This window comes from Flavihumibacter solisilvae (genome assembly GCF_000814475.1).
In the GTDB taxonomy this organism is placed as follows: Bacteria; Bacteroidota; Bacteroidia; order Chitinophagales; family Chitinophagaceae; genus Flavihumibacter; species Flavihumibacter solisilvae.
This window is the reverse complement of the sequence record NZ_JSVC01000006.1, coordinates 16,442-41,190: the sequence shown is the minus strand read 5'-3', so window position 1 is coordinate 41,190 and position 24,749 is coordinate 16,442. Positions and strand designations below refer to the sequence as shown.

At 47.2% G+C, this 24,749-nt stretch carries 20 protein-coding genes; 14 read left to right on the top strand and 6 right to left on the bottom strand.

Annotated features, from left to right (window positions below):
* Positions 1-296: 296 nt before the first annotated feature.
* From OI18_RS05865 to OI18_RS05840, 6 genes are all read left to right on the top strand, one after another.
* Positions 297-4,658 (top strand): ATP-binding protein, encoded by a 4,362-nt coding sequence (locus tag OI18_RS05865; RefSeq protein WP_039138007.1) that lies wholly within the window; start codon positions 297-299, stop codon positions 4,656-4,658.
* Between the two features lie 6 nt (positions 4,659-4,664).
* Entirely contained in the window at positions 4,665-5,045 is a 381-nt protein-coding gene (locus OI18_RS05860; protein ID WP_039138006.1) for a response regulator transcription factor, read from the top strand.
* A 9-nt stretch (positions 5,046-5,054) separates the two neighbouring features.
* Complete coding sequence (locus OI18_RS05855; protein ID WP_039138005.1) at positions 5,055-6,731, top strand: adenylate/guanylate cyclase domain-containing protein; 1,677 nt, start codon at positions 5,055-5,057, stop codon at positions 6,729-6,731.
* Between the two features lie 68 nt (positions 6,732-6,799).
* The gene (locus OI18_RS05850; RefSeq protein ID WP_039138004.1) at positions 6,800-7,258 is read left to right on the top strand and encodes a (2Fe-2S)-binding protein; all 459 of its coding nucleotides are present in this window, start codon (positions 6,800-6,802) and stop codon (positions 7,256-7,258) included.
* 4 nt (positions 7,259-7,262) lie between these two features.
* Positions 7,263-9,440 (top strand): xanthine dehydrogenase family protein molybdopterin-binding subunit, encoded by a 2,178-nt coding sequence (locus OI18_RS05845; RefSeq protein WP_039138003.1) that lies wholly within the window; start codon positions 7,263-7,265, stop codon positions 9,438-9,440.
* 92 nt (positions 9,441-9,532) lie between these two features.
* Positions 9,533-11,953 carry an outer membrane beta-barrel family protein gene (locus OI18_RS05840; protein ID WP_039138001.1) on the top strand — a complete coding sequence of 807 codons (2,421 nt, stop codon included), beginning with the start codon at positions 9,533-9,535 and terminating at the stop codon, positions 11,951-11,953.
* A gap of 22 nt (positions 11,954-11,975) precedes the next feature.
* Here the strand turns inward: OI18_RS05840 and OI18_RS05835 are convergent, their stop codons facing one another.
* Entirely contained in the window at positions 11,976-12,566 is a 591-nt protein-coding gene (locus OI18_RS05835; RefSeq protein ID WP_039138000.1) for a YceI family protein, read from the bottom strand.
* 217 nt (positions 12,567-12,783) lie between these two features.
* Here OI18_RS05835 and trxB point away from each other — a divergent pair, with 217 nt between their 5' ends.
* Together trxB and msrA are read left to right on the top strand one after the other, a co-directional pair.
* Positions 12,784-13,773 (top strand): thioredoxin-disulfide reductase, encoded by a 990-nt coding sequence (gene trxB / locus OI18_RS05825; RefSeq protein ID WP_052272917.1) that lies wholly within the window; start codon positions 12,784-12,786, stop codon positions 13,771-13,773.
* Between the two features lie 63 nt (positions 13,774-13,836).
* Positions 13,837-14,340: a peptide-methionine (S)-S-oxide reductase MsrA gene (gene msrA / locus OI18_RS05820; protein WP_039137998.1), complete on the top strand. Its 504-nt coding sequence runs from the start codon at positions 13,837-13,839 to the stop codon at positions 14,338-14,340.
* A 62-nt stretch (positions 14,341-14,402) separates the two neighbouring features.
* Here the strand turns inward: msrA and OI18_RS05815 are convergent, their stop codons facing one another.
* From OI18_RS05815 to OI18_RS05800, 4 genes are all read right to left on the bottom strand, one after another.
* Entirely contained in the window at positions 14,403-14,942 is a 540-nt protein-coding gene (locus OI18_RS05815) for a DUF4199 domain-containing protein (RefSeq protein ID WP_039137996.1), read from the bottom strand.
* A 125-nt stretch (positions 14,943-15,067) separates the two neighbouring features.
* Positions 15,068-15,556: a helix-turn-helix transcriptional regulator gene (locus OI18_RS05810; RefSeq protein ID WP_039137994.1), complete on the bottom strand. Its 489-nt coding sequence runs from the start codon at positions 15,554-15,556 to the stop codon at positions 15,068-15,070.
* A 54-nt stretch (positions 15,557-15,610) separates the two neighbouring features.
* On the bottom strand, positions 15,611-16,105 hold the full coding sequence (locus OI18_RS05805; protein WP_039137992.1) for a DUF421 domain-containing protein: 495 nt from the start codon (positions 16,103-16,105) through the stop codon (positions 15,611-15,613).
* A 12-nt stretch (positions 16,106-16,117) separates the two neighbouring features.
* On the bottom strand, positions 16,118-16,675 hold the full coding sequence (locus OI18_RS05800; protein WP_039137991.1) for a helix-turn-helix domain-containing protein: 558 nt from the start codon (positions 16,673-16,675) through the stop codon (positions 16,118-16,120).
* A gap of 180 nt (positions 16,676-16,855) precedes the next feature.
* On the opposite strand from OI18_RS05800, the gene OI18_RS05795 reads away from it, so the two are divergent.
* Together OI18_RS05795 and rmuC are read left to right on the top strand one after the other, a co-directional pair.
* Positions 16,856-18,403: a B12-binding domain-containing radical SAM protein gene (locus OI18_RS05795; protein ID WP_039137990.1), complete on the top strand. Its 1,548-nt coding sequence runs from the start codon at positions 16,856-16,858 to the stop codon at positions 18,401-18,403.
* Between the two features lie 351 nt (positions 18,404-18,754).
* Positions 18,755-20,227, top strand: a complete 1,473-nt coding sequence (gene rmuC / locus OI18_RS05785; protein WP_240312727.1) for a DNA recombination protein RmuC — start codon at positions 18,755-18,757, stop codon at positions 20,225-20,227.
* 50 nt (positions 20,228-20,277) lie between these two features.
* Here rmuC and OI18_RS25135 read toward each other — a convergent pair whose 3' ends face one another.
* Complete coding sequence (locus OI18_RS25135; RefSeq protein ID WP_052272916.1) at positions 20,278-20,730, bottom strand: response regulator transcription factor; 453 nt, start codon at positions 20,728-20,730, stop codon at positions 20,278-20,280.
* A gap of 228 nt (positions 20,731-20,958) precedes the next feature.
* Here OI18_RS25135 and OI18_RS23665 point away from each other — a divergent pair, with 228 nt between their 5' ends.
* The 4 genes from OI18_RS23665 (at position 20,959) to OI18_RS05760 (ending at position 24,748) form a co-directional block, all read left to right on the top strand.
* The gene (locus tag OI18_RS23665) at positions 20,959-21,558 is read left to right on the top strand and encodes a Pvc16 family protein (protein ID WP_052272915.1); all 600 of its coding nucleotides are present in this window, start codon (positions 20,959-20,961) and stop codon (positions 21,556-21,558) included.
* A 151-nt stretch (positions 21,559-21,709) separates the two neighbouring features.
* Positions 21,710-22,750: a hypothetical protein gene (locus OI18_RS05770; protein WP_152616744.1), complete on the top strand. Its 1,041-nt coding sequence runs from the start codon at positions 21,710-21,712 to the stop codon at positions 22,748-22,750.
* A 10-nt stretch (positions 22,751-22,760) separates the two neighbouring features.
* Positions 22,761-24,275 (top strand): phage tail sheath family protein, encoded by a 1,515-nt coding sequence (locus OI18_RS05765; RefSeq protein WP_039137984.1) that lies wholly within the window; start codon positions 22,761-22,763, stop codon positions 24,273-24,275.
* Positions 24,276-24,316: 41 nt separating this feature from the next.
* A complete protein-coding gene (locus tag OI18_RS05760; protein WP_039137983.1) occupies positions 24,317-24,748 on the top strand; it encodes a phage tail protein in 432 nt (143 codons plus the stop codon).
* The last annotated feature ends 1 nt before the right edge of the window (position 24,749 follow it).

The window sequence follows — 24,749 nt, the reverse complement described above, 5'->3', positions numbered from 1 at the left end:
AGACTATTATCTCTAAATATAATACCCGGTACTGGATTCTCATAGTCATTTGCAGATTTCCGCCCCATCTTCGCTTAGCCGCAGCCGCGAGGTGTCAAACGTGCCGCCAATACCGCGCAGTTCAAATTCTCCTGAAATAATTAATAAAAAGGGTTAAATTCAACTTATCAGGGCACAGTTGAATGATACGCCCAACTACTTCCGAACGCTGCTGCCCTCGAACGCACTTACTACCCGAACCCCCTGAACCATCGCATACCCTTTGAACGGATTATTACACCCATTTTCCTGTTCAGATGCGAAACTACCCAAGGACGAATTACAAGTTCCTGCTGTCCGTAACGCTATTCTATGGACTGCTGTCCCTGCTGCCATGTACCCCTTCGCGGGCACAAAATCACGCAGAGCAAGGCCTGCCTTTTATCACGAACTATACACCGAAGCAATATCGCGGATCGCCACAGGTTTTCGCTGTTATGGAAGACAAGGATGGCATCATGTACTTCGGCATCCAGAATGCTCTGCTGGAATATGATGGCGTGAAATGGCGCAAACTCACTACCAATGATGCAGGCTCTGGCCTCATCAGGTCCTTCGCAAAAGATAAGAACGGGCGCATCTACTTCGGTGACATTGGCAATTTTGGTTACATCGATAAAGACAGTCTGGGCCAGACAAAACTTGTCTCATTCCTGCCCCATGTGCCGGATTCCCTGCGAAATTTTTATGATGTATGGACTGTTTATGTTACCGACCGCGGCACCTACTTCCAATCAAGGGAGCGCATATTCCGAATTAACGAAAAAAACGAAGTAAAAAGCTGGGAGCCCCAGACAAGGTTCATGTATGCATTCTACCAGAACGGAACTTATTACGTGCATGAGCAGGGTGTTGGCTTGCTGAAAATGGAAAACGATTCGCTACAGCTGATACCGGGGAGTGAATTTGCCGGCAAGGAAAGGATGCAGGTGATGCTGCCCTATGGAAAAGATAAATTACTGTTGGGATTATTTTACAGTGGGCTCTTCGTGTTCGACGGCAACAGTTTCCGCCCATTGCAAACTGATGTGGACCAGCTGCTGAAGGAATCAACCCTGTACAAAGGAATCCGGACTGATAACGGTGACTATGTCTTCTCCACCACGGGCAAGGGGCTGGCCATAATCGGCAGTGATGGAAAAATCATTCAACTGCTCAACAGGGGCACCGGACTGCAGGACGAGTCTGTTTATGCCGTTTATCCTGACAGCAAGGGAAACATCTGGCTGGCACTCGATAACGGGATTTCAAAAGTGGAAATGAGTTCCCCGTTGACCCGATTTACCAGCCAGTCGGGAATCTTCACATCAACACTAACAATTAGCCGCCATCTAGACCAGATTTATGTTGGTACTACTAACGGACTCCTCCATTTCAACCCCAGGTCCAGGTACTTCGAAAACGTAAAAAATATTCCACAGAACCAGACATTCAACCTGGTTTCAGATGGCCAGACGCTTTACGTTCCGAACGATGGCCTGTTTGCCATCAAAGACGCGCGGGTTTCAAACATCCGCAGTTCTATAGGTGGTGATATGCAGTTGTCCGGTGTGCATATTCTCAAAGACCATCCTGATGTATTGTTGGGAGGCTCCACGTTTGGTGTGGCCATCTTTTACAGGGAGCGGCCAGGCAGTTTATTCAGCTACCTGGGATATATCCCTGACATGCAGGAACAGTACTGGACTTTTGGTGAGAATAACGATGGTACATTCTGGGCGGGAACGCAGAGCGGCGTGATTTACCTTGTAACGCCTGCTTTTGACAGCCAAGGGAAGCCTGACCTGTCTAAGTTCAAATACAGGAAATATGATGAAAAAGACGGCTTCAGAAATGCACTGGGTGGCGTGTGGCACGTAAAGGACGAGAACTACTTTCCCGCTGATACCCTGATTTATCGATTTGACCAAAAAAAACAGCGTTTCTTCAAAGACACCACTTTCGCCAGCACCTGGCTTGGCAGGGGTGTGGAGCAATTCGATATGGTGGGAGATTCCGCAGGCACGGTCTGGATCCGGTTTGGCGAACAGACCATTATCGCTGAACCACAACCCGATGGCAAATACAGGATCAACAAGACCGCTTTATTACCGGTCGCAGACCAGACTGTAGTGGGAAAGATCTATCCGGACAAGGATGGGATAGTATGGTTTTGCACTACCGATGGACTGGTACGGTACGACAGCAAAATAAAAAAGGACTACGATCTTCCCTTTAAAACCCTGATGCGTTTCGTTTCGGCAAGCAACACCAATAACCGGAACAATGCCCTCCGGTTTGAATATGCAGCACCATTTTATGAGCAGGAAGAAAAGACCCTGTACCAGTCGTGGCTCGAAGGTTTTGAAGATGGCTGGAGTCACTGGGACAATAACTACTATAAAGAATACACCAACCTGCCCGAGGGCGAGTATCGATTCCATGTGCGGGCAAGGAATGTTTACCGGAAGCTGAGTGAAGAGGCAGTGTATTCATTCACTGTACACCCGCCCTGGTGGCGCACCTGGTGGGCTTACGTGCTTTATTTGCTGGCCCTGATCGGCCTGGTGTACGGGTACATACTTTATCGTACCAGGCACCTGAAAGAAAAGCACCGTGAACTAGAGAAACTGGTATCGGACCGGACCTTCCAGTTGAGTCAGCGCGTGGAGGAACTTGCTGTGATTAACAATGTGCAGGATGCACTGGTGAGGGAGATGGACCTGCAGGCAGTATCGAAACAAAGCCTCGACAGCCTGATCAGGCTGGTTGGCGACCAGTTGCTCGAGTTGTTCCGGGCCAATATCGTTTATGTTGCGTTGCTTGACCCGCGTACAAAAACCATTTCCTTTCCTTACCAGGTGGGTGATGACCTGCCGCCGATGAAACTCGGCGAGGGACTTACTTCAAGAATCATCCTGTCCGGGGAGCCCTTACTGATCAACAAGGATGTTACGCGGACCTCCAATGAACTGGGTTTCGCAGCAATAGGCATTCCTGCAGCATCCTATCTTGGGGTGCCCATTCCCGTTGGAGAAGAAGTAATAGGTGTGCTGAGTGTGCAATCCACGGAAAAAATGAACAGGTTTACGACCGATGACCAGCGCTTACTCACGACCATTGCAGGTTCTGTGGGAATGGCGTTCAGGAAAGCGAAACTATTCGACGAACTGCAGACCGCGAAGATGGAAGCCGAAGAGGCACGAAAGACTGCAGAGAAAGCGAATGCTGCGAAGAGTGCTTTCCTGTCGACCGTAAGCCATGAACTGCGCACACCACTCACTTCGGTGCTTGGATTTGCGAAGATCATCAGGAAACGACTGGAGGAAAAGATCTTCCCTTCGATCGACAAAGCAGATCCCAAAACGGAGAAAGCGGCGCAGCAGGTCAGTGAGAACCTGCATGTGGTCATCTCCGAAGGAGAGCGGCTGACGCATCTTATCAATGATGTGCTGGATCTTGCCAAAATTGAAGCCGGAAAGATGGAATGGAATATGGGTGAAGTATCAATGGCCGAGGTTATGGAACGGGCGATAGCTGCGACATCTTCTTTGCTCGAGCACAAGAACCTGCAGCTTGAAAGAAATATTGCGGCTAACATTCCGCCTGTATATGGAGACCACGATAAACTCATCCAGGTAATAGTGAACCTGATTTCAAATGCCGTGAAATTTACCAATGAAGGAAAGATTACCTGCTCGGCTTACGTGAAGGATAATGAACTGCAGGTGAGCGTGGCCGATACCGGGATCGGCATTGCGGCGGCAGATCACAAAGCGGTATTTGAACAGTTCAAACAGGTGGGTGGCGATACGCTGACTGACAAACCTAAGGGTACAGGGCTTGGCCTGCCGATTTGCAAAGAGATCGTTGAGCACCATAATGGTCACATCTGGCTGGAAAGTGAACCGGGCAAAGGCAGTACATTCTTCTTCGCCCTGCCACTACAGGAGAAGGCGGCGATCAAACCAATTCAACTGGATGCATTGCTTCAGCAATTGAAAGTACAGATGGCCGGTACGGCATTGAACAAAGGAAATACTTCAATCCTGGTTGTTGACGACGATAATTCCATCCGTTCCTTACTGCAGCAGGAGCTCAGTGAAGCAGGTTACCATGTGGAAGAAGCAAGCAATGGAAAAGAAGCCATAGCTGCGATCCGGAAACAACGGCCCGATCTTGTGATCCTCGATATCATGATGCCTGAAATGAACGGGTTTGATGTGGCCGCCATCCTGAAGAATGATCCCTTGACTATGGATATCCCGATCATTGTTTTGTCGATAGTACAGGACAAGACCCGCGGATACCGGATAGGCGTAGACCGTTATCTCACCAAACCCATCAATACAACGGAATTGTTTGCTGAAGTAGGGCATCTTCTTGAACAGGGAAAATCAAGAAAGAAGGTAATGGTTGTGGATGTGGACAGTACGGCCATTAAATCGCTCTCAGACGTGTTGCAGGCCAAAGGATACCAGGTGGTGGAATCGGACGGAAATGAGCTGGCGGAAAAAGTGGTGGCCTCACAACCCGATATTGTTATCATCAATTCAATCCTTTCAGCAAAGCAGGAAATTGTACATGCTTTACGATTCGAAAAGGGGATGGAAAATGTATTGTTCTTAGTTTATCAATAACGATATATGGAAAAGAAAATACTGATAGTAGACGATGAGCCGCATATCCGGATGCTGATTGAGCAGACGCTTGAGGAGCTGGAAGATGAGGGCGTTCATTTTTTCACTGCGTCGAATGGTGAAGAAGCGCTGGAGATCATCCAGGATGAGCTGCCCGGGCTCGTATTCCTGGATGTGATGATGCCGAGGTTGAATGGAATGGAAGTGTGCCGGAAAGTAAAAAAGGAATTGTCGCTCGATCATGTTTTTATCATCCTGCTTACTGCGAAGGGACAGGAGCTCGACCGGCAGAAGGGGCAGGATGTGGGTGCCGATATCTATATGACTAAACCCTTTGACCCGGAAGTAATCCTGAGTAAGGCCCGCTCTGTCCTGGGGCTTGCATAAACACCTGACATGGCTGCAGTACAACTTAAAAATGTCATCAATAAGAGAAACGGTTCGTCCGCGCTCACCTTCATTGCGAAGCTGAAGGCGAATATCGTTATAGAGGATGTGGCGGGCGGACTATTACTGCATGGAGGTTCGGCTTTTGTTGCTACTGCGCATCGTTACCCGGTTTACAATGAGGGAGAGATCATTGGCTGGGTGAGTGGCGATGAAAAAGCCCCCTTGGTTGCAGACCTGCTGGTGTTGCTCGCAGAGAAAGAGTCAGAAAGAAAAAATATCGGTAATGAAGTACTCAGCCTTTATAAAGAGGTAAACCAGATCTTCAATTTCTCCGAGAAGCTGGCACAGTCCATAGGCCCGTTGGCGATAGCCCAGACCACACTCGACGAAGCGAAGCGGTCGATCCGGTTTGACCGCGCCGTGGTGGTGTTATGGAACGAATCAAACCTGCAACTGGAAGTGATCGCGTCAGGAGGGGAATTACTGGCCGACAGCGACCGGCTGAACCAGCATCGCGAAGCATTACTTCGTTTTTTGCTTAGTGGCCAGTCTGAGATCCTCGATGATGCGAATGCCATGTTGGGTGTGGAGATCGTGCCGTCGGAAGTTCGTTCGGTCGTTTACGCGGCATTGAAAGTGAAACATCGGGTGATGGGCGCCGTTATACTTGCTTCCGATACAGCGGGAGCTTATAAGGCAGCCGATCTAAAGCTGCTGGTCACTTTTGCGTCGCAAAGCGGGTCGGCCATTGAGAACGCGTTATTATATGAAAGGAGTATCCGGGAGGCCAATGAGCGGGAGCAGGTAATGCGCCGGATCTACGAGGCTGCAGAAAAGTTTGTGCCTTATGCATTCATCGGGTCACTGGGGCATAAACTGATCACTGATGTAAAACTTGGCGACCAGGTCGAGAAGGTTGTGACGGTATTATTTACAGATATCCGTGAGTTCACCACTTTGTCGGAGAAGATGTCACCCGAAGCCAATTTCAGTTTTATCTGTGCTTTTAACGGGAAGATGGGGCCGATCATCCGGAAGCATAACGGGTTCATCAACCAGTATCTCGGCGATGCCATAATGGCCATTTTCCCAGGTAAGGCAGATGATGCCATTGCAGCTGCGATCGAGATGCAGCAGGCGGTGGAGGAGCTGAACAGTTTGTGCCATGAGAAAAATTATCCTGAAATCCGGATAGGCATTGGTATGCACACCGGTCCATTGATCATGGGCATCACTGGTGATGATGAGCGGCTGGATGCGGCTACCATTTCAGACACAGTGAACACTGCTTCCCGGATCGAGGACCTGACCAAGTATTATAAGTCCGATATCCTGATTACAGAGGCCTGTGCGTGCCAGGTAGATGCTTCCGCGCCGTTTTACCTGCGGCCTTTGGGTAAGGTGCTCGTAAAAGGGAAGAAAGAATCGATATCGATCTTTGATTGTTTCGCATCCTTGCCCGCTGGACAGTTTCCCAAAAAGCTGGCGACCCTCGATCTTTTTAAAGCCGGCATCAGCAGTTACCTGACACGATCCTTCACCCAGGCTTTTCTTTCCTTCCAGCAGGTGCTTGAGCAGAATCCGGAAGACATGACGGCGCATTTCTTTTTAAGCAAGACTGCACGGTACATCAGCAGTGGGGTGCCTGATGACTGGGACGGTATAGAAAAGAGTGAGAAGTAGATATTCCAATTACTACGGCGATTGTTTCACATAATTGCTAAATTCAGGTATTCAAACAGCTCCTGGATATGGCAACTTATAATCTTAAGATCAACGGTAAATCCCACCAGGTGGATGTTGCGGCAGACACTCCTTTGCTGTGGGTGCTCCGCGATCATCTCGGTCTGGTGGGAACAAAATATGCCTGTGGCACTGCTCAATGCGGCGCCTGCACGGTGCACGTGAATGGCACTGCTGCCAGGTCTTGCATGATGCCGATATCGGGCATTGCTTCATCCGAGATCACGACCATTGAAGGCCTTTCTGAAAATGGCGACCATCCCGTTCAGCAGGCCTGGGATGAAGTGGATGTTGCCCAATGCGGCTATTGCCAGGCCGGCCAGATCATGACTGCAGCGGCCTTTTTAAAACGGAATCCTGATCCCACTGATGAGGAGATCGCCAGCGCGATGCACGGTAATATCTGCCGTTGCGGCGCTTATCACAGGATCCGCGAAGCAGTAAAACTTGCCAGCACTAAAATCTGATTGTATGTCAACCAACATCGATAATAGCAGGAGGGAATTTCTACGGATGACCTCACTTACCGCAGGAGGTTTTCTGCTCGGTTTCAACTGGCTGGGCAACGAACTGAAGGCTGCACCGGTAGCCATCAATGCCGCCCTGGCAGGAGACGTGGGCTTCAATAGCTACATTTCTATTTCTGCAGATGGAATAGTGACACTTTTCTCCCCGAACCCTGAGCTTGGGCAGAATATTATGACATCATTTCCCATGATCGTTGCCGAGGAGCTGGATGCGGACTGGTCGAAGGTGAAAGTTGTGCAGGCTGCGCTGGACACAACTAAGTTCGAGCGGCAACTGACGGGTGGCAGCGGTGCAGTACCACATTCCTGGATGCGATTGAGGAAGGCAGGTGCCACTGCGCGGGCTATGCTGGTAGAGGCAGCAGCGAAACGCTGGAATGTGCCGGCAGGCGAATGCATTGCTGAAAATGGGTTTGTGATCCATGCAGCATCCGGCAAAAAGCTGGGCTATGGTGAGCTGGCGGCGGAAGCTGCCACAGTACCCGTTCCTGCGGATGTAAAATTAAAAGACCGGAAAGATTTTAAGCTGATAGGTACAGCGGTAAGGAATGTCGAGAACCAGAAGATCCACACGGGCAAGCCGTTATTCGGGCTGGACTTTTACCGTGAAGGCATGATGCATGCTATGATCCAGCGTCCGACAGCATTCGGGCTGAAGCTCAAGTCTGTTGATTCCGCTGCTGCCAAAGCAATGCCAGGAATTATCGACGTCGTGACTTTTGGCAACAATGTAGCAGTGGTGGGTAAATCTACCTGGGAGGTAATGAAGGCGCGCAAGGTGCTGAAAGTGGAATATGAGAAGGATGGTGCGCTTGAGAGTTCGGCTGACCACGACAAATTATTCCATGACTTACTGGATAACGGTAAGGCAACTGTGCAAAGGAAAAATGGCGACGTAGAAGCAGCATTCAAGAATGCGGCAAAGATTATAAAGAGCGAATACCAGTGCCCGTTCCTGGCGCATAGTCCAATGGAACCCATGAACTTTTTCGCGCATGTCCGGGCCGATGGCGTGGAGTTGGTTGGGCCTTCACAAACCCCGGCGAGCGCACGTACTGCGGTTTCCAAATTGCTCAATATAGCTGAAGACAAAATCACCCTGCAGCTCACCCGCCTGGGTGGTGGATTTGGCAGGAGGCTGAAGTTCGATTATGTAACAGAAGCTGCAGAGTTGTCAAGTATTATAAAGGCGCCGGTGAAAGTAACCTGGTCTAAGGAAGACGATATGACCGGCGGCAGTTACCGCCCGGCGGTACGTTACAGGTTCGAAGCCGCCCTTGATTCCAATGGCAACATGACCGGTTACCGCTTGCGCGGAGTCGGTATTAACTCTGGTAACCCGACGCGGCAGGACAACTTTCCTTCCGGAGCGGTGGATAACCTGCTGATCGAATCAGTTGAGCATGTTTCGCCGATCACTACTGGTGCATGGCGAGCACCAATTACCAACTTCCTGGCATTCGCCGAACAATCATTCCTTGATGAAGTTGCGCAGGCTGCAGGGAAGGATCCCGTTGAGTTCCGCCTGAACCTGCTGCAAAAAGCAAGAACTTCTCCTGCGGGTGAGATCAAGTATGACATCGGCAGGATGGAAGGGGTTATTAAAATGGCAGCTGACAAAGCCGGCTGGGGAACGAAGAAAGGCGTGTACCAGGGCTTCAGCGTTTACTTTTCACATCGTTCATACGTGGCCCAGGTTTGTGAAGTAGCGATGGAAAAAGGAAAGCCGGCAGTGAAGAAGATTTATGCAGTTGCAGACTGCGGCGAGGTCGTTAACCTAAGCGGCGCACGCCAGCAGGTAATGGGCGGCGTGGTTGACGGATATGGACATGCGATGTTTGGCAAACTGACTTTTAAGGATGGTGAAACCGAACAGAAGAATTACAACACTTACCGGCTTATCCGGATGAAGGAGATCCCGGAAGTGGAACCATATTTTGTTGATAATGGCATAGAGCCGACCGGCCTGGGTGAGCCTGCACTTCCCCCAACAGGCGGAGCCGTTGCCAACGCGATTTTCAAGGCAACCGGTAGACGGATCAAGAACCAGCCCTTCAATGACGATGAGCTCTTTGGCGGTAAGAGAGTTAAGAGCACATTAAAGAAAGAAAGGCCTGGCTAGTGCTTCGGCAACTCCTTCCTGCCCCTCTAAACACGACATACACACTTCCCTGATGAAAATCATCATCAAGTTAATGAGCAAAGGAGGTAATTATGCGTGCTTACTTAGGGGCTATCCTCATCCTGCTGTCTCACCTCGCAGCTTATCCACAATCCATCAGTGGAACTATAACAGACGCTGCTGATAAAGCATTGGCAAATGCCAGCGTATTCCTGCTGAATGCAAAAGATTCGGCGCTCGTAAAAGGAGCGATGACAGACCAGGCAGGCAAGTATTCCTTCGAGAATATCGGTGCAGGTACCTATATGGTATCCTCCAGTTTTGCCGGCTTAAAAGCCGTTTATTCCTCTTCATTCACCCATGGGAGCCAGGGTAATAGCTCTGTGTCCACGCTTCGCATGACGGAGAAGGAATCGGAGCTGTCAGCCGTAACGGTGGTTGGTAAGAAGCCACTCTTCGAGCAGAAGATGGATCGGATGATCATTAACGTTGCCAGTAGTATTACCGGTGTGGGCAGCACGGCACTTGATGTGCTTGAAAGGGCGCCGGGAATCATGGTCGACCGACAGAACAATGGCCTGTCGATGAATGGCAAAAGTGGGGTAGTGGTGATGTTGAATGGAAAAATCAGCCGTATGCCTTTGTCTGCAGTAGTGCAGGTGCTGGCAGGAATGAGTTCCAGTAATATCGAAAAAATAGAACTGATCACAACACCTCCCGCGAATTATGATGCGGAAGGAAATGCGGGCTATATAAATATTGTGCTGAAAGAAAATACCTTATATGGTACAAATGGATCTTATTCTGCGACGGCAGGTTATGGCAAGGGGCCTGTACTTTCTGCCAGTGCGAATTTTAATCACCGGACGATGCGGACGAACTTCTTCGGGGATTTCTCTGTATCGAGGAATGCACAGGAACAGGAATTGAGTTTTTACCGGAAAGTGCTTAAGGATACCCAGGTCATCGAAAATTACATCCATACGATGCGCGACCCTGTTGTATTGTTTACAAACGGAAGACTGGGATTGGATTATCAATGGAATAAGAAAACGGTAGTTGGTGTATTGGTTTCGGGGTTCCACCGGAACTGGACAATGGATGCGGTGAACAACACCCAGATCTATCTTGACAAAAGCCTGGATACTATGGTTCGCATCGACAACCATGAAGTACACAAGCTGACAAATATCAGTGGAAACCTGAATATGCTGCATAACTTCAATGAAGGGGAGCGCCTGTCTATGGACCTCGACTATATCTATTACAAGGACCTGAACCCGGTTGACTATGTGAACTATTATTATGACGGTAATGGTGAGCCGTTGTTTCAGTTCCGGACAAAAAGCGATAAAGAAACCCCAATTAAATTTTGGGTATGGAGTGCAGATTATAATAAGAAATTCAGTTCAAAAATTTCATTGGAAACAGGCGTAAAGGGAACCTGGTCGGAGTTCCGGAATGATGTCAGTGTTCAGAACAAGCAGGATGATGAGTGGGAGACTGATGAAAGTCTTACCGCGAATTACGAACTAAATGAAAGCATCCTGGCGGCATACGGCTCGCTGAACATAGCATTCAATGAAAAGAATAATGCGAAGGTGGGGCTGCGGTATGAATACACCAATTCAGTGCTGGACTCGGAAGAAAAGAAAAATATTGTGGATCGTCACTATGGAAGGTTGTTTCCAACCTTGTTCTTCTCGCACAAGATCAATGAAAAACATTCGTTCAATTTTGCATATAGCAGGCGGATCACGCGGCCGACGTTTAATGATATGGCTCCCTTTGTGATCTTTGTTGACCCTAATACTTTTTTTTCAGGTAACCCGTCACTGCAGCCTTCCATCTCAGATGAAGTTAAAGCCGATTATCTTTTTAAGAACGTAGTGCTTTCCGTTCAATACACTTATGAGGCGGATCCAATTACCAATTTTTCACCCAGTGTTGATCCGGAATCAAATAAACAAACGCTGGCAGCTGAAAACCAAAAAAGCCGGAAAACCTTTAATGTGATTCTTTCCCTTCCCATTAAAGTAAACAGCTGGTGGAGTATGCAGAATAACTTTACCGGTACTGCCCAGACTCTCGATGGTACATATAAAGGAGATCCTATCCTGTTAAAGCAAAAGTCTCTCAATGCACGCACTACGCAGACCTTCAGTTTGCCGAAAGATTTTTCGCTTGAGCTGTCAGGATTTTTTCAGTCACCGGGTATGTTTAGTGTATATAAGGTCAACTCATTTGGCTCCCTTGATTTCGGGGCGCAAAAGAAGTTTCCAAAGATCCGTTCCTCACTGCGACTGGCATACGACAATATCCTGAATACCCTGATCTTCAAACCAGATATAAACCTGCCGGAACAAAACCTCGTCCTGAATGGCGTACTTCGCTTCACCAATCCGACAGTGCGGCTTACCTACACGCACCAGTTTGGAAACGACAAACTGAAAGGGAAACGGGAGAATTCTTCTGGTGACGACGCGAGGCAGCGGGTGAGATCGGAAAATTAGTTGGGGATAAAGCCCTGCAACATTATTCCCTGGTTAACTGTAGCTCGATGTGGATCCACACATCTTCGCTTATTAACAGTCCGCCTGATTCCAGGACTGTATTATAATTCAAACCCCAGTCCTTCCGGTTGATTTTTCCGTCTAAGCTGAACAAGGCTTTTTCTTTGCCCCATGGGTCTTTTATAACTCCGCCAAATTCAATATTCAGTTCAACCGGCTTTGTGATTCCTTTGATCGTGAGCTCCCCGTGTAGTACATGATTTCCTGGGTGGAGCACTGCAAGCGGACCTGTTGCTACGTGCCCGGTCGAAATAAATTTGCCTGCAGTAAACCTGATTTCGGGAAAATCATCAGCAGCAAAAAAATCGCCGCCAGCCAGGTGCGCATTTCGCTGTTCGTTATTGGTGTCAACAGATCGAGGGTTTATCCTGACCTGGATTTCTGCCCTTGAAAAGTCGATGTCGTTCGTAAGGATGTCAGCTTCGAAATCTTTGAAGGTGCCTCTTACGGTCGAAAAGACTAGGTGTTTTACTTTAAATCCAATTTCGCTATGTGCAGGGTCAATGGTCCATTTTGTTGTGCCCTTGATTGCTGTGGTTGGAATAGATTGCATCGCAATTAATATTTGTTTCCACCAAATGTATGATCGCGATAAGGGGTGAGTCAAGGACGATGGATGCTAAAAGGCCAAACATACCGACGAAGCAGGCAATTCAGGGTTCAAGAATTTCAGTAGCATTTGCCGGCCGGTTCACTGATAACTTTGTCCGCCTGGCCAGCTTTGCTATTGACAAAGGGCCTGCTGCGGTAGTACTTTTAGAAAAAAAAGTATGGGCGAAAAATCACCTGAAAAAGTGCAGCTCCTGATTATAGGATCGGGGGCGGCGGGCTATACCGCAGCCATTTATGCTGCACGTGCCAATTTAAAACCGGTACTGTACCAGGGAATTCAGCCTGGTGGACAATTAACCATCACTACAGCAGTAGAAAATTACCCCGGATTTTCAGCGGGAATCCAGGGGCCTGAGTTGATGATGGAATTTGAGAAACAGGCTGAGCGTATGGGCGCGGACATTCGTTACGGGCATGCCAGTAAAGTAGATTTTTCGAAACGTCCGTTCAAAGTGTGGATTGATGAAGAGAAACTCATTGAAGCGGATGCGGTTATTATTTCCACCGGGGCTTCAGCCAAGTGGCTGGGACTGGAGAGCGAGCGACGGCTGACAGGACATGGCGTGGGTTCCTGTGCTGTGTGCGACGGGTTCTTTTTCCGGGGAAAAGATGTGGCTATAGTTGGAGGTGGTGACACTGCAGCCCAGGACGCACTTTATCTTTCCAAGATTGTCAGGAATGTACATATGATTGTCCGCCGGGATAAAATGAGGGCATCTGCGATTATGCAAGACAGGGTTAAAGCTACCCCGAACATCACGATACACTGGAACTCCGCAATCGGGGATGTACTGGGAGAAAACAAGGTAAATGGCGTGTTGATCCACAATAAAAATGGCGAAAGTGCAACCTTGCCGGTGGAAGGCCTATTTGTGGCGATAGGGTTCCAGCCAAACACCGAAATCTTCAGCGGCCTGATCGATATGGATGAGATCGGTTATCTCAAAACGATTCCGGGTACATCCAATACAAATATTGAAGGCATATTTGCTGCCGGTGATGTGCAGGATAGCATTTACCGGCAGGCTATAACGGCAGCTGGCAGTGGTTGCATTGCCGCGCTGGATGCAGAAAGGTACCTGAGCCTGCAGGAGCACGAATTAACAAACCGTTTAGCTGTGGCCGGTGAACAAAAGCCTGCAGCCTGAGTGGTCGGGCTACTCAAACAAAATTCTTTTGATCCTGTTATTATTAACTTAATTCAAATTAATATGGCTAACGAAAAAGCGCTCCTCGCAGGCGGTTGTTTCTGGGGGGTAGAAGAACTGGTCCGCGAGCTGCCGGGCGTAACTCATACAGTTGTCGGGTATACCGGCGGAGAAGTAAAAAATGCAACCTATCGCAACCATGGTAACCATGCGGAAGCCATCGCGATAGATTTTGATCCGGCTGTTCTTCCTTTTAAACAGTTACTGGAGTTTTTCTTCCAGATCCATGACCCCACCACAAAAAACCGCCAGGGAAATGACATCGGTGCTTCCTACCGGTCTGCTATTTTTTACCTCAGTCCTGAACAGAAAAAGACCGCAGAAGAATTGATTGCTGTTATGACTGCTTCCGGAAAGTGGCCAGGCCGCATTGTCACAGAAGTTGTTCCCGCCGGAGATTTCTGGGATGCGGAAGAGGAGCACCAGGACTACCTGCGTAAACATCCCAACGGGTATACCTGTCATTGGATCCGTCCAGAGTGGTCACTGGAGAAAACAACTACTTAAACCCGTGCTTATTAAGGAAAGTAAATGACTGTGAATTAACAGAAACCAGGGTTAAGGCTGTGTTATGCCCCAGCGGTTGGCGTGAACTGGGACGTTGGGCTTTTCTTTTTCAGGATCAATGAACTTACCAGGGCGACTACCAATCCGACTGGAAGCACTTCCATGTACGTGATGAGTGCAATTAATAACGGGTTTTTGTACATATTCCTGAGTGTTTGCATTTGTTTAGTGGTTGCCTCGAGTTTCGCAGGATCATTTTCGCAATTTTTCAGTGCCATGGGAATATATACATCCAGGAAATCGGGTACCACGAGGTAATAGTAAAACAGCCAGAAGATCACATATATGGTTGAACCGGCAAGTGCTATCAGTACGCCGGTTTTGAAGGCCTTGCCGAAACTGATGAATCCATTTAGCTGCCGGTTGCGGTAGTTGCGGATTCCAAAAAAAATCAGCGAGAAGATGACCACCATCGAGGCGTACCCGGTTACATGGTCGCCCTTAAAATCGGGATTGTGATACATCATGTTAAGAATGATTAGCAGGCTGATGCAAAGAAGGATGCCAAGGACAATCCCGTAGATCAGAATATTGCGTTTCATATAGTTTGGTTTTGGCTGTAAATCTATAGTCGGCACATGAAACCGGGCTCATACTTTAGTACCAAAATAGGTTGGTTTGGTGATTTTCCTACTTAAGTACGAAAGTTGGGTCCGGTTCGCCGGCATTAGTGGACGATTGCGAGTCGCTTAGCCTTTTCGATTGCCTGGGTGCGGCTTTTAACGTCCATTTTTACAAAGAGGTTGGAGACATGCGTTTTAATTGTGCTGAGCGAAAGGCATAATTGGTCGGCGATTTCCGCATTACTGTTGCCTTTTGACAACAGTTGAAGTACTTCGTATTCGCGGCTGCTCAGCTGGAGTTTATTTAATTCGGCTTCATTTATTATTGCCGGTAATGGCTGCGGTACATAAACTTCTTTTTCTACCACCACAGTTTTCCCTTTCATTTTCCCGAGCTGGTTGGCGATCCAGACACCCAATGCAGTAAACAGTACGGCCAGTAATCCGGCGTATATTTCAAGGGCATGGTCAGCCACAAGAAATTTCCATTGCAGCCATTTAAGCAGAAAAACCAAAATGGCCATCATAAGGCCATAAAGAGTAATGTGCCTGATCTTTAAGCCTGTATGTTTAAAAAAATGGTTCAATGCCATGCTTAAAATTAATGCTTGATTTGCCGGTAACCAGGTTCGGGCGCTAAATAGCCATCAGCCCATAGCCTTCTTAATAAAACTGATACGGCCATTGCTTTCGAGGAAAGCTTGCTGAATACTGTTGAGGTCTTCGCTTTTCATTTCCAGCCGGAGACTTTCCATAAGGTCTTCCTTGCTGAGTGACGCCGATTTCAGGTTTTGCCAGAGGATTTTGCCATCATCATACAACAACAATGCCTTTCCTTTTACCAGGTTATCAAAAGTTTCAGAAAAGCAGCAAATGAATGCGATCAGTTTGCTGACTAGAACCATTGCAGTAGACGCCGCCACTGTAGCGAGGAAAGGAGAAGCGCCAACGACACCACGTGCCAACACCGATCCCAGTGTTATGATGATGATGGTATCGAAAACGGAGCGTTTACCCACAAGGCGCATGCCGCCGATGCGGATCAGCACAAGAGAAATAAAGAACATCAGGATGGCCCTGGCGGACATTTGCCAGGTGTTCAGCTGGTCTCCGTCCCCAAAGATGGTGTGGATGGTATTCATTTGGTGAATTTTTTAAAGGTTTTCAAGGTTGTTCAGTCTTTTCTCCTTGAGTTTCCTGAAGTGTGAAGGAGTAAATCCCGTGGTTTTTTTGAACTGGGCTGACAAGTGTGCAACACTGCTGTAATGTAATTTATCGGCAATCTGTGTAAGATTAAGTCCGTCATAGACCAGCAGCTCTTTAACTCTCTCTATTTTGTGAAGGATGATGAAATGTTCAATAGTAGTACCCTGGACTTCGGAGAAAAGGTTGGCGAGGTAAGTATAATCATATTGAAGCTTGTCACTCAGGAATGCAGAGAATTTCATTGTAGGTCGTTCATCTGCATGGTGGATCATTTCAATAATTACATTTTTGATCTTCTCCACGAGCATGGATTTCCTGTCATCCATCAATTCAAGGCCAGACTTTTTTAAGGCTCGATTTAGTTTTTCCCGTTGGTCCTGTGTTATCTCTTCAACAATAACTTCACCTAATTCAACAGTGGTAAAATGCAGCCCGAGTTTAATGAGCTCAGATTTTACCAGCATTTTGCAGCGGATGCTGACCATATATTTGACAAACAGCTTCATGGAACCGGGATAGAAACGGGGACCAGTATGTTAAAGTTAGCAATGATTATTTGCTGGCAACGATAACAATGTGTGAATTATGTAAGAATTGATGGCAATTGTGTAACGGTTGGAACGGGAGGTTCCCGGAACTTTAGTATTACCAACACTTCTTCCTCCGTCCAACTCTCTTCAGAAATAATGGAAAAACTCAATATTGGGATTATTGACCTTGTAGCCAAGTGTCCTACCAATACACTTTGGGCAAGGATCATGCACGCCAACCTGGCGAGTATCATGCCCCAGGTAGTTGCCGCCTGGTGCGAAGAAGAGGGGCACCAGGTTACTTTCGTTTGTTTCACCGGCAGGGAGGATCTGCAAAAGATCTTTTCCCAAAAAATGGACCTGGTTTTTATAAGTTCATTTACGCATGCTGCCCTGCTTGCCTATGCCCTCAGCAACTATTTCCGCAGCCGGGGGGCGGTAACTGTTTTGGGTGGGCCGCATGCCCGTTGCTACGCTGATGACGCTGCCCGTTACTTTGATTATGTACTTGGCTTTACACACAAAACTACAATTACGGATCTCCTGAATAGGTATGCGCCGCAGCGCCCGATTGGTGAGCAGGTATCGGCAAGTAAGCAGCCTGTTACACTTCCGGGTATAAAGCAACGCTGGAAATTCATTGAGCAGACGCTGGCCAAAGCCCCCTTTATCAAGATCGTGCCAATGCTGGCGAGTATGGGTTGTCCATACACCTGTTCCTTTTGTATTGATGCGGCTGTACCTTACCAGGCGGTCGAAGGCAGGCAGATAAAGGAAGACCTGGAATTCCTGCTTACAAAATTCCGTAAACCATTTATTGTCTGGCATGATCCCAACTTCGGGGTTAAGTTCCACGAGAACATGGAAGCGATCAGAACCGCGGCGCCACCGGGCAGCTTTCGTTTTATTGCAGAGAGCAGTCTTTCCATACTCACAAAAGAGCACCTTGAAATAATGAAATCAAACGGTATGGAGGCTATGCTTCCGGGAATTGAATCCTGGTACGAGCTTGGTTATAAAGCTGGTACCGGCCGGACAACCGGAATTGATAAGGTATACCAGGTTGCGGAGCATGTGAATACGATCTTCCGTTATATCCCGTACGTACAGGCGAATTTTGTACTGGGACTCGACAGCGATGAAGGTGAAGAGCCTTTTGAACTCACAAAAAGATTCATTGATAAATGTCCCGCTGCATTTCCCGGTTACTCACTCCTCAGTGCCTTTGGAACTGCAGCCCAGGCAAATTTGGAATACCAGCAGTCTGGTCGTGTGCTGCCTTTCCCGTTTCATTTCCTGAACAATCACCTTGCCATGAATGTAAGTCCAAAGAATTACAAATGGCCCGACTTCTATGACAAAGTCATCGACCTCACAGAATATTCGTTTTCTCCCGAGGCGATATATTGTCGCTTCATGGCCTCAAAAAATTACACCAGTACCTGGATGAACCTCATGCGCGCAATGTCTTCTGAAGGTTATGGCAGGATCCGCTTTTACCGAAAAGTCAGAAAACTGCTAAGCACAGACAGGCAATTCAGGCAATACTTCGAGGGCGAAACAACTCAATTGCCTTCCTTCTATCGTAACATTATCAGGCACGACCTTGGCGAATGGAATGCCTGGCTTCCTGATTCTGCCCTTGAGCATGACCCCAATAATTATCTCCGCAAATCAAGTCTGCCTGAATTATCTGTCAGCTGATCCCCATTCCTTTTTACTTTAAGGTCGCCATTTCGATCACGAATCTGAAAAATACCAGGTTCGCAGGAGGTACAACAGCCGGTGCAGTAGGTAGCCCGACACATACCATCACGCCTCTTACTTTTAACATTGACAGGTAAATATTATAATCATGTTCGGCAGAAACGGTGTCAAGGATGAAGTCAAAATAATTGGCGACTGACTTCAACTGCTCTTCATCGCGGGTAACAACAAAGTTTTTAGTTGGTAAAAAAAGTAAGGATTGTATAGCTATGGAGAGGATATGGGTAGAAGGGAAGAGAAAGGTAAGAATTTCCTGTTATGTTTGCGTTTGTTAAATATTAAATGACAATGACAATCATCTTATTGGTCGCTGTGTTGCTGTTGCTTTGTATTACAGTGTTTTTTTCTTTCAGGGCTTCACAACGCTTTGGTGATAACAGTTCTGTTGAGTTAAAAATTTACCTGGACCATATCCGTTCCGAATTTCCCAAGTTGGATGCGACTATTAAATCGGAGATCTCGACCAACAGGTATGAGAATAGTGTTGCCCTGCAACAGGCAAGGGAAGAAATAAGCAGGTCTGTAACATCGTTTACAAATTCAATTAATGAAAAGCTCGACCAGCTTACCAGCAGAATTGAACAGAAATTGAAAGAAGGCGCGGAACTCGCAGTTTCGCACAATAGGGACAACAGGAAGGAGTTGAGGGAAAACCTGGAATCATTCAAAACAGACCTTTCAAACACGCTCGCGAATTTCAATGACCGGCAGCGTGAAAATTTCAACAATCTTACGAAAAGCCAGGACAACCAGAATGCTGCCATTACGGAGAAAATAGCAGCAATGAACATTGCGCTGCAGGAGGGATTGAAAACAATGCAGGACAGCAATGAAAAGAAGCTGGAAGAAATGCGTAAGACTGTTGATGAGAAGCTCCATGATACATTGGAGAAACGCCTGGGTGAATCATTTAAATTCGTCAGTGAACGCCTTGAGGCAGTGCATAAAGGCCTTGGTGATATGCAGAGCCTCGCCACCAATGTCGGCGATCTCAAGAAGGTAATGTCGAATGTGAAATCACGCGGTGTTTTGGGAGAATACCAGCTCTTGAACATACTTGAAGACCTCCTCACAAATGACCAATACGAAAAGAATGTCAAGACTAAGGAGGGCTCTGGTGCGCTGGTGGAATTTGCCATCAAAATGCCCAATGGTCGGGACACCCAAAAATCACTCTGGCTTCCTATTGATTCCAAGTTTCCCAAAGAGGATTATGAATCGCTTGTGCAAGCCTATGACGACGGTGACCACGATAAAATTGAATTCTTCCGTAAAGCCTTCCGTGCAGGTATCATTAAGAACGCCCGCGACATCCAGGAGAAATATATTAACCCGCCCAATACAACTGAATATGGTATTATGTTCCTTCCCTTCGAGAGCCTCTATGCAGAAGTATTGCGAACACCGGGATTATTCGAAACAATCCAGAAAGATTATAAGATAACCATAACGGGGCCTACAACTTTAAGTGCCCTGATCAACAGTCTGCAGATGGGATTTCGAACCCTTGCAATTGAAAAGCGAAGCTCAGAAGTATGGGACCTGCTGGGTGCCGTGAAAACTGAATTCTCTGCATTCGGCGATATCCTCGATAAAACGCAGAAGAAATTGCAGGAAGCCAGCAACGTGATCGACAAAGCAGGCATCAGGACCCGCGCCATCGAAAAGAAACTCCGCAAAGTGCAGGAATTGCCCTCAGATGAGTCAATCAGGATGATCGATGAGATCGAAGCTAATTTTGGCGAGGAGAATATTAATTAAGAAGATGTATCACAATATAAAGGAGCAAAGTAGCCCGGTACAAAAGAAACTCAGGTTCCGCCTAATATATTTGAAATGAGCTGTACCGAGTTTTTTGCGTGAAACTTGGACTTCAGGTTTTTCTTGTGGGTGATGACAGTGCTTTCACTGATGGATAATTTTTTTGCAATCTCCTTCGCGCATAGTCCCTCTGCAAGAAGATTAAATACTTCAATTTCCCGCTTCGTTAATAACGGCGCCTCTTTTTTAGCAGTTGTTGTATCAGCCTGTGTCGTATGTGCAGTTCCCGCAGACCCGTTAGTATGGATAGTTGACTGGAATAAAAAATGAATATAGCTGATTAGTTGCTCGATCTGCTCTTCCAGGTTGATCACCCGGACCTCCAATGATTTTTTATCAATCTGCTTTAAGGGGATATGATGGTTCGTTGAACCGTTTTGGGTGGGGGACCTTTTAATGATTGCATCAATATCCGAAAGCAAATGTGAGCTACTGACCTTCATAACCGTAAAAGTTTAATGAACAAATTAATCCAGGTCAGGTCGGTGGTCGTATTAGAAAGTTCAGTTCACTAATATACGAAAATTTGTCTTCAAATCCGGCTATCCCGTTTATACCACTTACTGGTAATGGTTAGCGCAACCTCCCCATAAATGAGTAGGTAATTATAAATGCCTCCCCTGTGCCAAATGAGGATTGACAAAGCTTTTGTGCGATGGTAATTTTATATAATGATAAGGACTGCATTACGATTTGTCCAGAAGGAACTGGAGGCGTATATGATCGACCGCGAGTTGGATGTTCCCTATATCACAGACCAGGTTGTTGATTTGCGCTCAATTGTTCTGCCAAATGGCAACCTGAACCTGGATGAGAATAAACATGTGACCTTAATGCTTGTGGGAGTAGAAGAAGAACGGAGAGAAGGTAAGCGTCCACATTTTATGCCCGGTGCGAACAATGAACAATACATGCTGAACCCGCCTGTTGAAATTGATCTCTTCCTGCTTTTCCTTGCGCACAGTAGCAGTTATGGGACTGCACTGGATGACCTGTCGGATATAATTGCATTCTTCCAGGCCAACCCCGTTTTTGATTCCCGGAAATATCCTTCCATGAACAATGGTATTGAAAAACCATGGCGACTTATTGACAGGCTCAGCTTCAAGCTGGTCAACATGACGTTTGAACAACAAAACAACCTGTGGGCGATGTTAGGGATTAAATACATCCCAAATGTCGTGTACAAAATGAATATGCTAACACTCTTTGATACGCGCAGCCAGCACAAAGTGGAACCAATTACAGAAATCAATCTCGAAGAAAACTGAATTCGCAATGGGAGGAATTCAAATACGATACAGCACAATGTTTTCAGTGATCACACAATCGCTGTATTACGCGAATAAAATTTCTCCAAAATTACAGCAGGTTCCGGTTCCGGATTTTGAGTTCATACCGACGAAGGAAACCTGGGAAACAATGAAACGTTTAGACCTGCTGTTCAGGACTACGCCCTTTAATGGCGGATTTATTGTACTGGCAAGAACGCATGGGCAGAATGGGGCGGGAAATGATTTGCTGCGTTTCCCTGTACTGCCGGGCGATAAGCTTTGTTTCCAGGTGCTGTTGAAAAACCCGGACCTGTTGAATTTCGCAGAATTACCGGTTCAGCCATTGAAGGGACAGGCTTTCTACCTTGCGAACGATGTAAACGACCCCGCTGCTCCGGCTGATAATTTGCACCTGACGATCCAGTCAACAGGGATCAGTGCTTCGGATGACCTTATTAAAAAAGCAGGTTCGGATTACAGGTTTCACCATCCTGCAGTCGTAACCCCGGGAACTGTATTGGTGAAACACATTGAGACGGGCAGGACTAAAACCCCATTTAGCATCGATGTTTTTGCGGGAGAAACAGATCTTTTGTTTGATCTGTCGGCTAGCCCCGCTGGAAAATACCAGCTGCTGATCAACAATGCGGTTACAGATTCCTTCTATCTTCTGAATACTAATCTCATTGAACCTGTGTTCGGAATTATCGAGATCTTCCTGTCGCCTTCGATCGGGTCGAACTACCGGGTCGTTGAAGCTGATCAATCACTGCTTCCCGCGCGTCCTGCTTTCAGGATTGTCTTTGTTAACAGGAAAACGAAATGGCGGTATACGTTTCATATACTGGCGGAAGGCCCGCTTCACCAGGAGATCATGAAAATGACACCGGCTGACAGGGCAACATTCCTGGGCAGCCTGAACATCGCAACGAATGATACCCAGGTTGGCTTCACGAAAATTTCTGCAAATGAAAATGATTTCCTGTTTGAATCACAGCAGCCGCTTCCCATGCAGGAAATATATTTTTCCTCCAGCAATCCTAAACAAGTACTGAATCTTCGCCTTGTGAAAGATTTTGGTTCGCCAAATCCTAAAGACCTGAAGGGTTTTCTGCCGTATCCGACAACCGCTAAAATAAATGCTACAAATACAGCTTCTGTTTATTCAGATGTTTTTTTAACGCTTTAATTCAAAATTTATGGCCGTCTTAAAACTTAGTACACCAGGCGTATTCGTGCAGGAGATCTCAACGCTTCCTCCTTCAGTCGCCGAGGTTGAAACTGCGATCCCGGCCTTTATCGGTTATACCGAAAAGGCGGAAAGATTTGCGCCCGGGGATCTGACCATGATCCCGAATAAGGTTACCAGCGTTGCAGAGTTCGAGCAATTTTACGGGAAGGCGGCCGAAGAGACGGATGACAGCATATTCATCACTGTGACAGAAGCGGCGGATGGTAAAATGTCAGCGACCCTGGCTTTTAAGGAAACTGATCCGACTAATCCCAATAACCTGAAAGACAGGTCTAAATTCAATTTGTACTATTCTATCAAACATTTTTACGACAATGGAGGCGGAGTTTGTTTTGTAGTATCTGTAGGCGATTATAAAGCGGCTGGTGCACCAGTTGCAGCGAAGTTGACCGATGGACTAAAGGCGATCGAAGATATAGACGAAGTTACCCTGTTGGTGGTTCCGGAAGCGAGTAAGATTGACGATCCAGCTGCGACATACCCGGTACAGCCAGCACCACCGGCACCACCCGTTGCCCCGGTACCTCCTGCCGGTTATAACCTGGTAGTACAGGCAATGATCAAACAGGCTTCCGATCCGAAACTAAGGGATCGCTTTGCGCTTATTGATCCTTTTTATGTTTCTCCCAAGAGTTCAAAAGATCCGAATGGTGACATTGATACCGATGTAAAATGGATTCGCGATGCTACGATGACAGTTCTGGAAAACCGATATGCCGCAGCGTATTATCCAAACCTGGTAACAGCATACGCATACAATTACCTGCTTGATAAAGTGACCGTGAAAGAAGGTCCGGCATCTGTGAAAGGCAAGAAAATTAAGGACCTCGAAGGGTCTGCTTTATATAATACTATTGTTTCCGCACTCGGAAAATTGTGGGTTGTATTGCCGCCTTCACCAGCTATGGCAGGCTTATATACCCGGGTAGACAACACGAAAGGCGTCTGGAAATCACCAGCGAATGAATCTGTACTGGCAACACTCGGTCCCAACCTCGCCATTTCCAACCGCGAGCAGGAGAACCTGAATGTTGACCCGAACTCCGGGAAGTCAATTAACGTAATCCGCACTTTCCCAGGATTCGGGACATTGGTTTGGGGTGCACGTACATTGAATGGTAACGACAATGAGTGGAAATACATCAGTGTGCGCAGGTTCTTTAACATGGTAGAGGAGTCAGTGAAGAAATCATGCCAGTGGGCAGTTTTTGAACCCAATACCATCGATACCTGGGTGAAGGTGCAGTCCATGATCGAGAATTACCTGTTTCTCAAATGGCGCGAAGGCGCGTTGGCCGGAGTTAAACCCGAACAGGCCTTTTACGTAAAAGTTGGATTAGGAACTACTATGACATCGCTCGACATTCTCGAAGGCAGGATGAATGTGGAGATAGGCATGGCTGTTGCGCGGCCGGCAGAATTCATTGTATTGAAGTTTACCCAGCTCCTGCAGCAGTCCTGATCCGGAACAACCATTCTTTCATTTATTAAAAAATTACGATCATGGCTTCCTATCCCATTCCAGTTTTTTATTTCAAGGTTTCCTGGAACAACCAGGATATTGGCTTTTCGGATGTATCCGGGCTGACCCAGGAGATCCAGGCCATTGAGTATCGCGATGGACTGACGGGACATGCGGCTGCATTAAAGATCCCGGGCATTCCAAAAGTGAACAACATCATATTGAAACGTGGTATTGTGCAGAAAAACAACGATCTCTTCAACTGGTTCAACAATAACGGAGCACCCAATGTGGAAAGGCGTGATATTATCATAACCCTGCTGAATGATGAAGGGGCACCGGTAATGATCTGGACAATTTCACAGGCATTCCCGGTGAAATGTGAAGGCCCGGGATTAAAGGCAACCGGTAACGAGATTGCCATTGAATCGATTGAGCTGACGCACGAAGGGATCTCTTTAAAAACTGCGTGAT

Excerpts from the sequence above, each read along its gene's own strand:
- OI18_RS05865 (WP_039138007.1), top strand. The coding sequence starts at position 297 with ATGCGAAACTACCCAAGGACGAATTACAAGTTCCTGCTGTCCGTAACG.
- OI18_RS05860 (WP_039138006.1), top strand. The coding sequence starts at position 4,665 with ATGGAAAAGAAAATACTGATAGTAGACGATGAGCCGCATATCCGGATG.
- OI18_RS05855 (WP_039138005.1), top strand. The coding sequence starts at position 5,055 with ATGGCTGCAGTACAACTTAAAAATGTCATCAATAAGAGAAACGGTTCG.
- OI18_RS05850 (WP_039138004.1), top strand. The coding sequence starts at position 6,800 with ATGGCAACTTATAATCTTAAGATCAACGGTAAATCCCACCAGGTGGAT.
- OI18_RS05845 (WP_039138003.1), top strand. The coding sequence starts at position 7,263 with ATGTCAACCAACATCGATAATAGCAGGAGGGAATTTCTACGGATGACC.
- OI18_RS05840 (WP_039138001.1), top strand. The coding sequence starts at position 9,533 with ATGCGTGCTTACTTAGGGGCTATCCTCATCCTGCTGTCTCACCTCGCA.
- OI18_RS05835 (WP_039138000.1), bottom strand. The coding sequence starts at position 12,566 with ATGCAATCTATTCCAACCACAGCAATCAAGGGCACAACAAAATGGACC.
- trxB (WP_052272917.1), top strand. The coding sequence starts at position 12,784 with ATGGGCGAAAAATCACCTGAAAAAGTGCAGCTCCTGATTATAGGATCG.
- msrA (WP_039137998.1), top strand. The coding sequence starts at position 13,837 with ATGGCTAACGAAAAAGCGCTCCTCGCAGGCGGTTGTTTCTGGGGGGTA.
- OI18_RS05815 (WP_039137996.1), bottom strand. The coding sequence starts at position 14,942 with ATGAAACGCAATATTCTGATCTACGGGATTGTCCTTGGCATCCTTCTT.
- OI18_RS05810 (WP_039137994.1), bottom strand. The coding sequence starts at position 15,556 with ATGGCATTGAACCATTTTTTTAAACATACAGGCTTAAAGATCAGGCAC.
- OI18_RS05805 (WP_039137992.1), bottom strand. The coding sequence starts at position 16,105 with ATGAATACCATCCACACCATCTTTGGGGACGGAGACCAGCTGAACACC.
- OI18_RS05800 (WP_039137991.1), bottom strand. The coding sequence starts at position 16,675 with ATGAAGCTGTTTGTCAAATATATGGTCAGCATCCGCTGCAAAATGCTG.
- OI18_RS05795 (WP_039137990.1), top strand. The coding sequence starts at position 16,856 with ATGGAAAAACTCAATATTGGGATTATTGACCTTGTAGCCAAGTGTCCT.
- rmuC (WP_240312727.1), top strand. The coding sequence starts at position 18,755 with ATGACAATCATCTTATTGGTCGCTGTGTTGCTGTTGCTTTGTATTACA.
- OI18_RS25135 (WP_052272916.1), bottom strand. The coding sequence starts at position 20,730 with ATGAAGGTCAGTAGCTCACATTTGCTTTCGGATATTGATGCAATCATT.
- OI18_RS23665 (WP_052272915.1), top strand. The coding sequence starts at position 20,959 with ATGATAAGGACTGCATTACGATTTGTCCAGAAGGAACTGGAGGCGTAT.
- OI18_RS05770 (WP_152616744.1), top strand. The coding sequence starts at position 21,710 with ATGAAACGTTTAGACCTGCTGTTCAGGACTACGCCCTTTAATGGCGGA.
- OI18_RS05765 (WP_039137984.1), top strand. The coding sequence starts at position 22,761 with ATGGCCGTCTTAAAACTTAGTACACCAGGCGTATTCGTGCAGGAGATC.
- OI18_RS05760 (WP_039137983.1), top strand. The coding sequence starts at position 24,317 with ATGGCTTCCTATCCCATTCCAGTTTTTTATTTCAAGGTTTCCTGGAAC.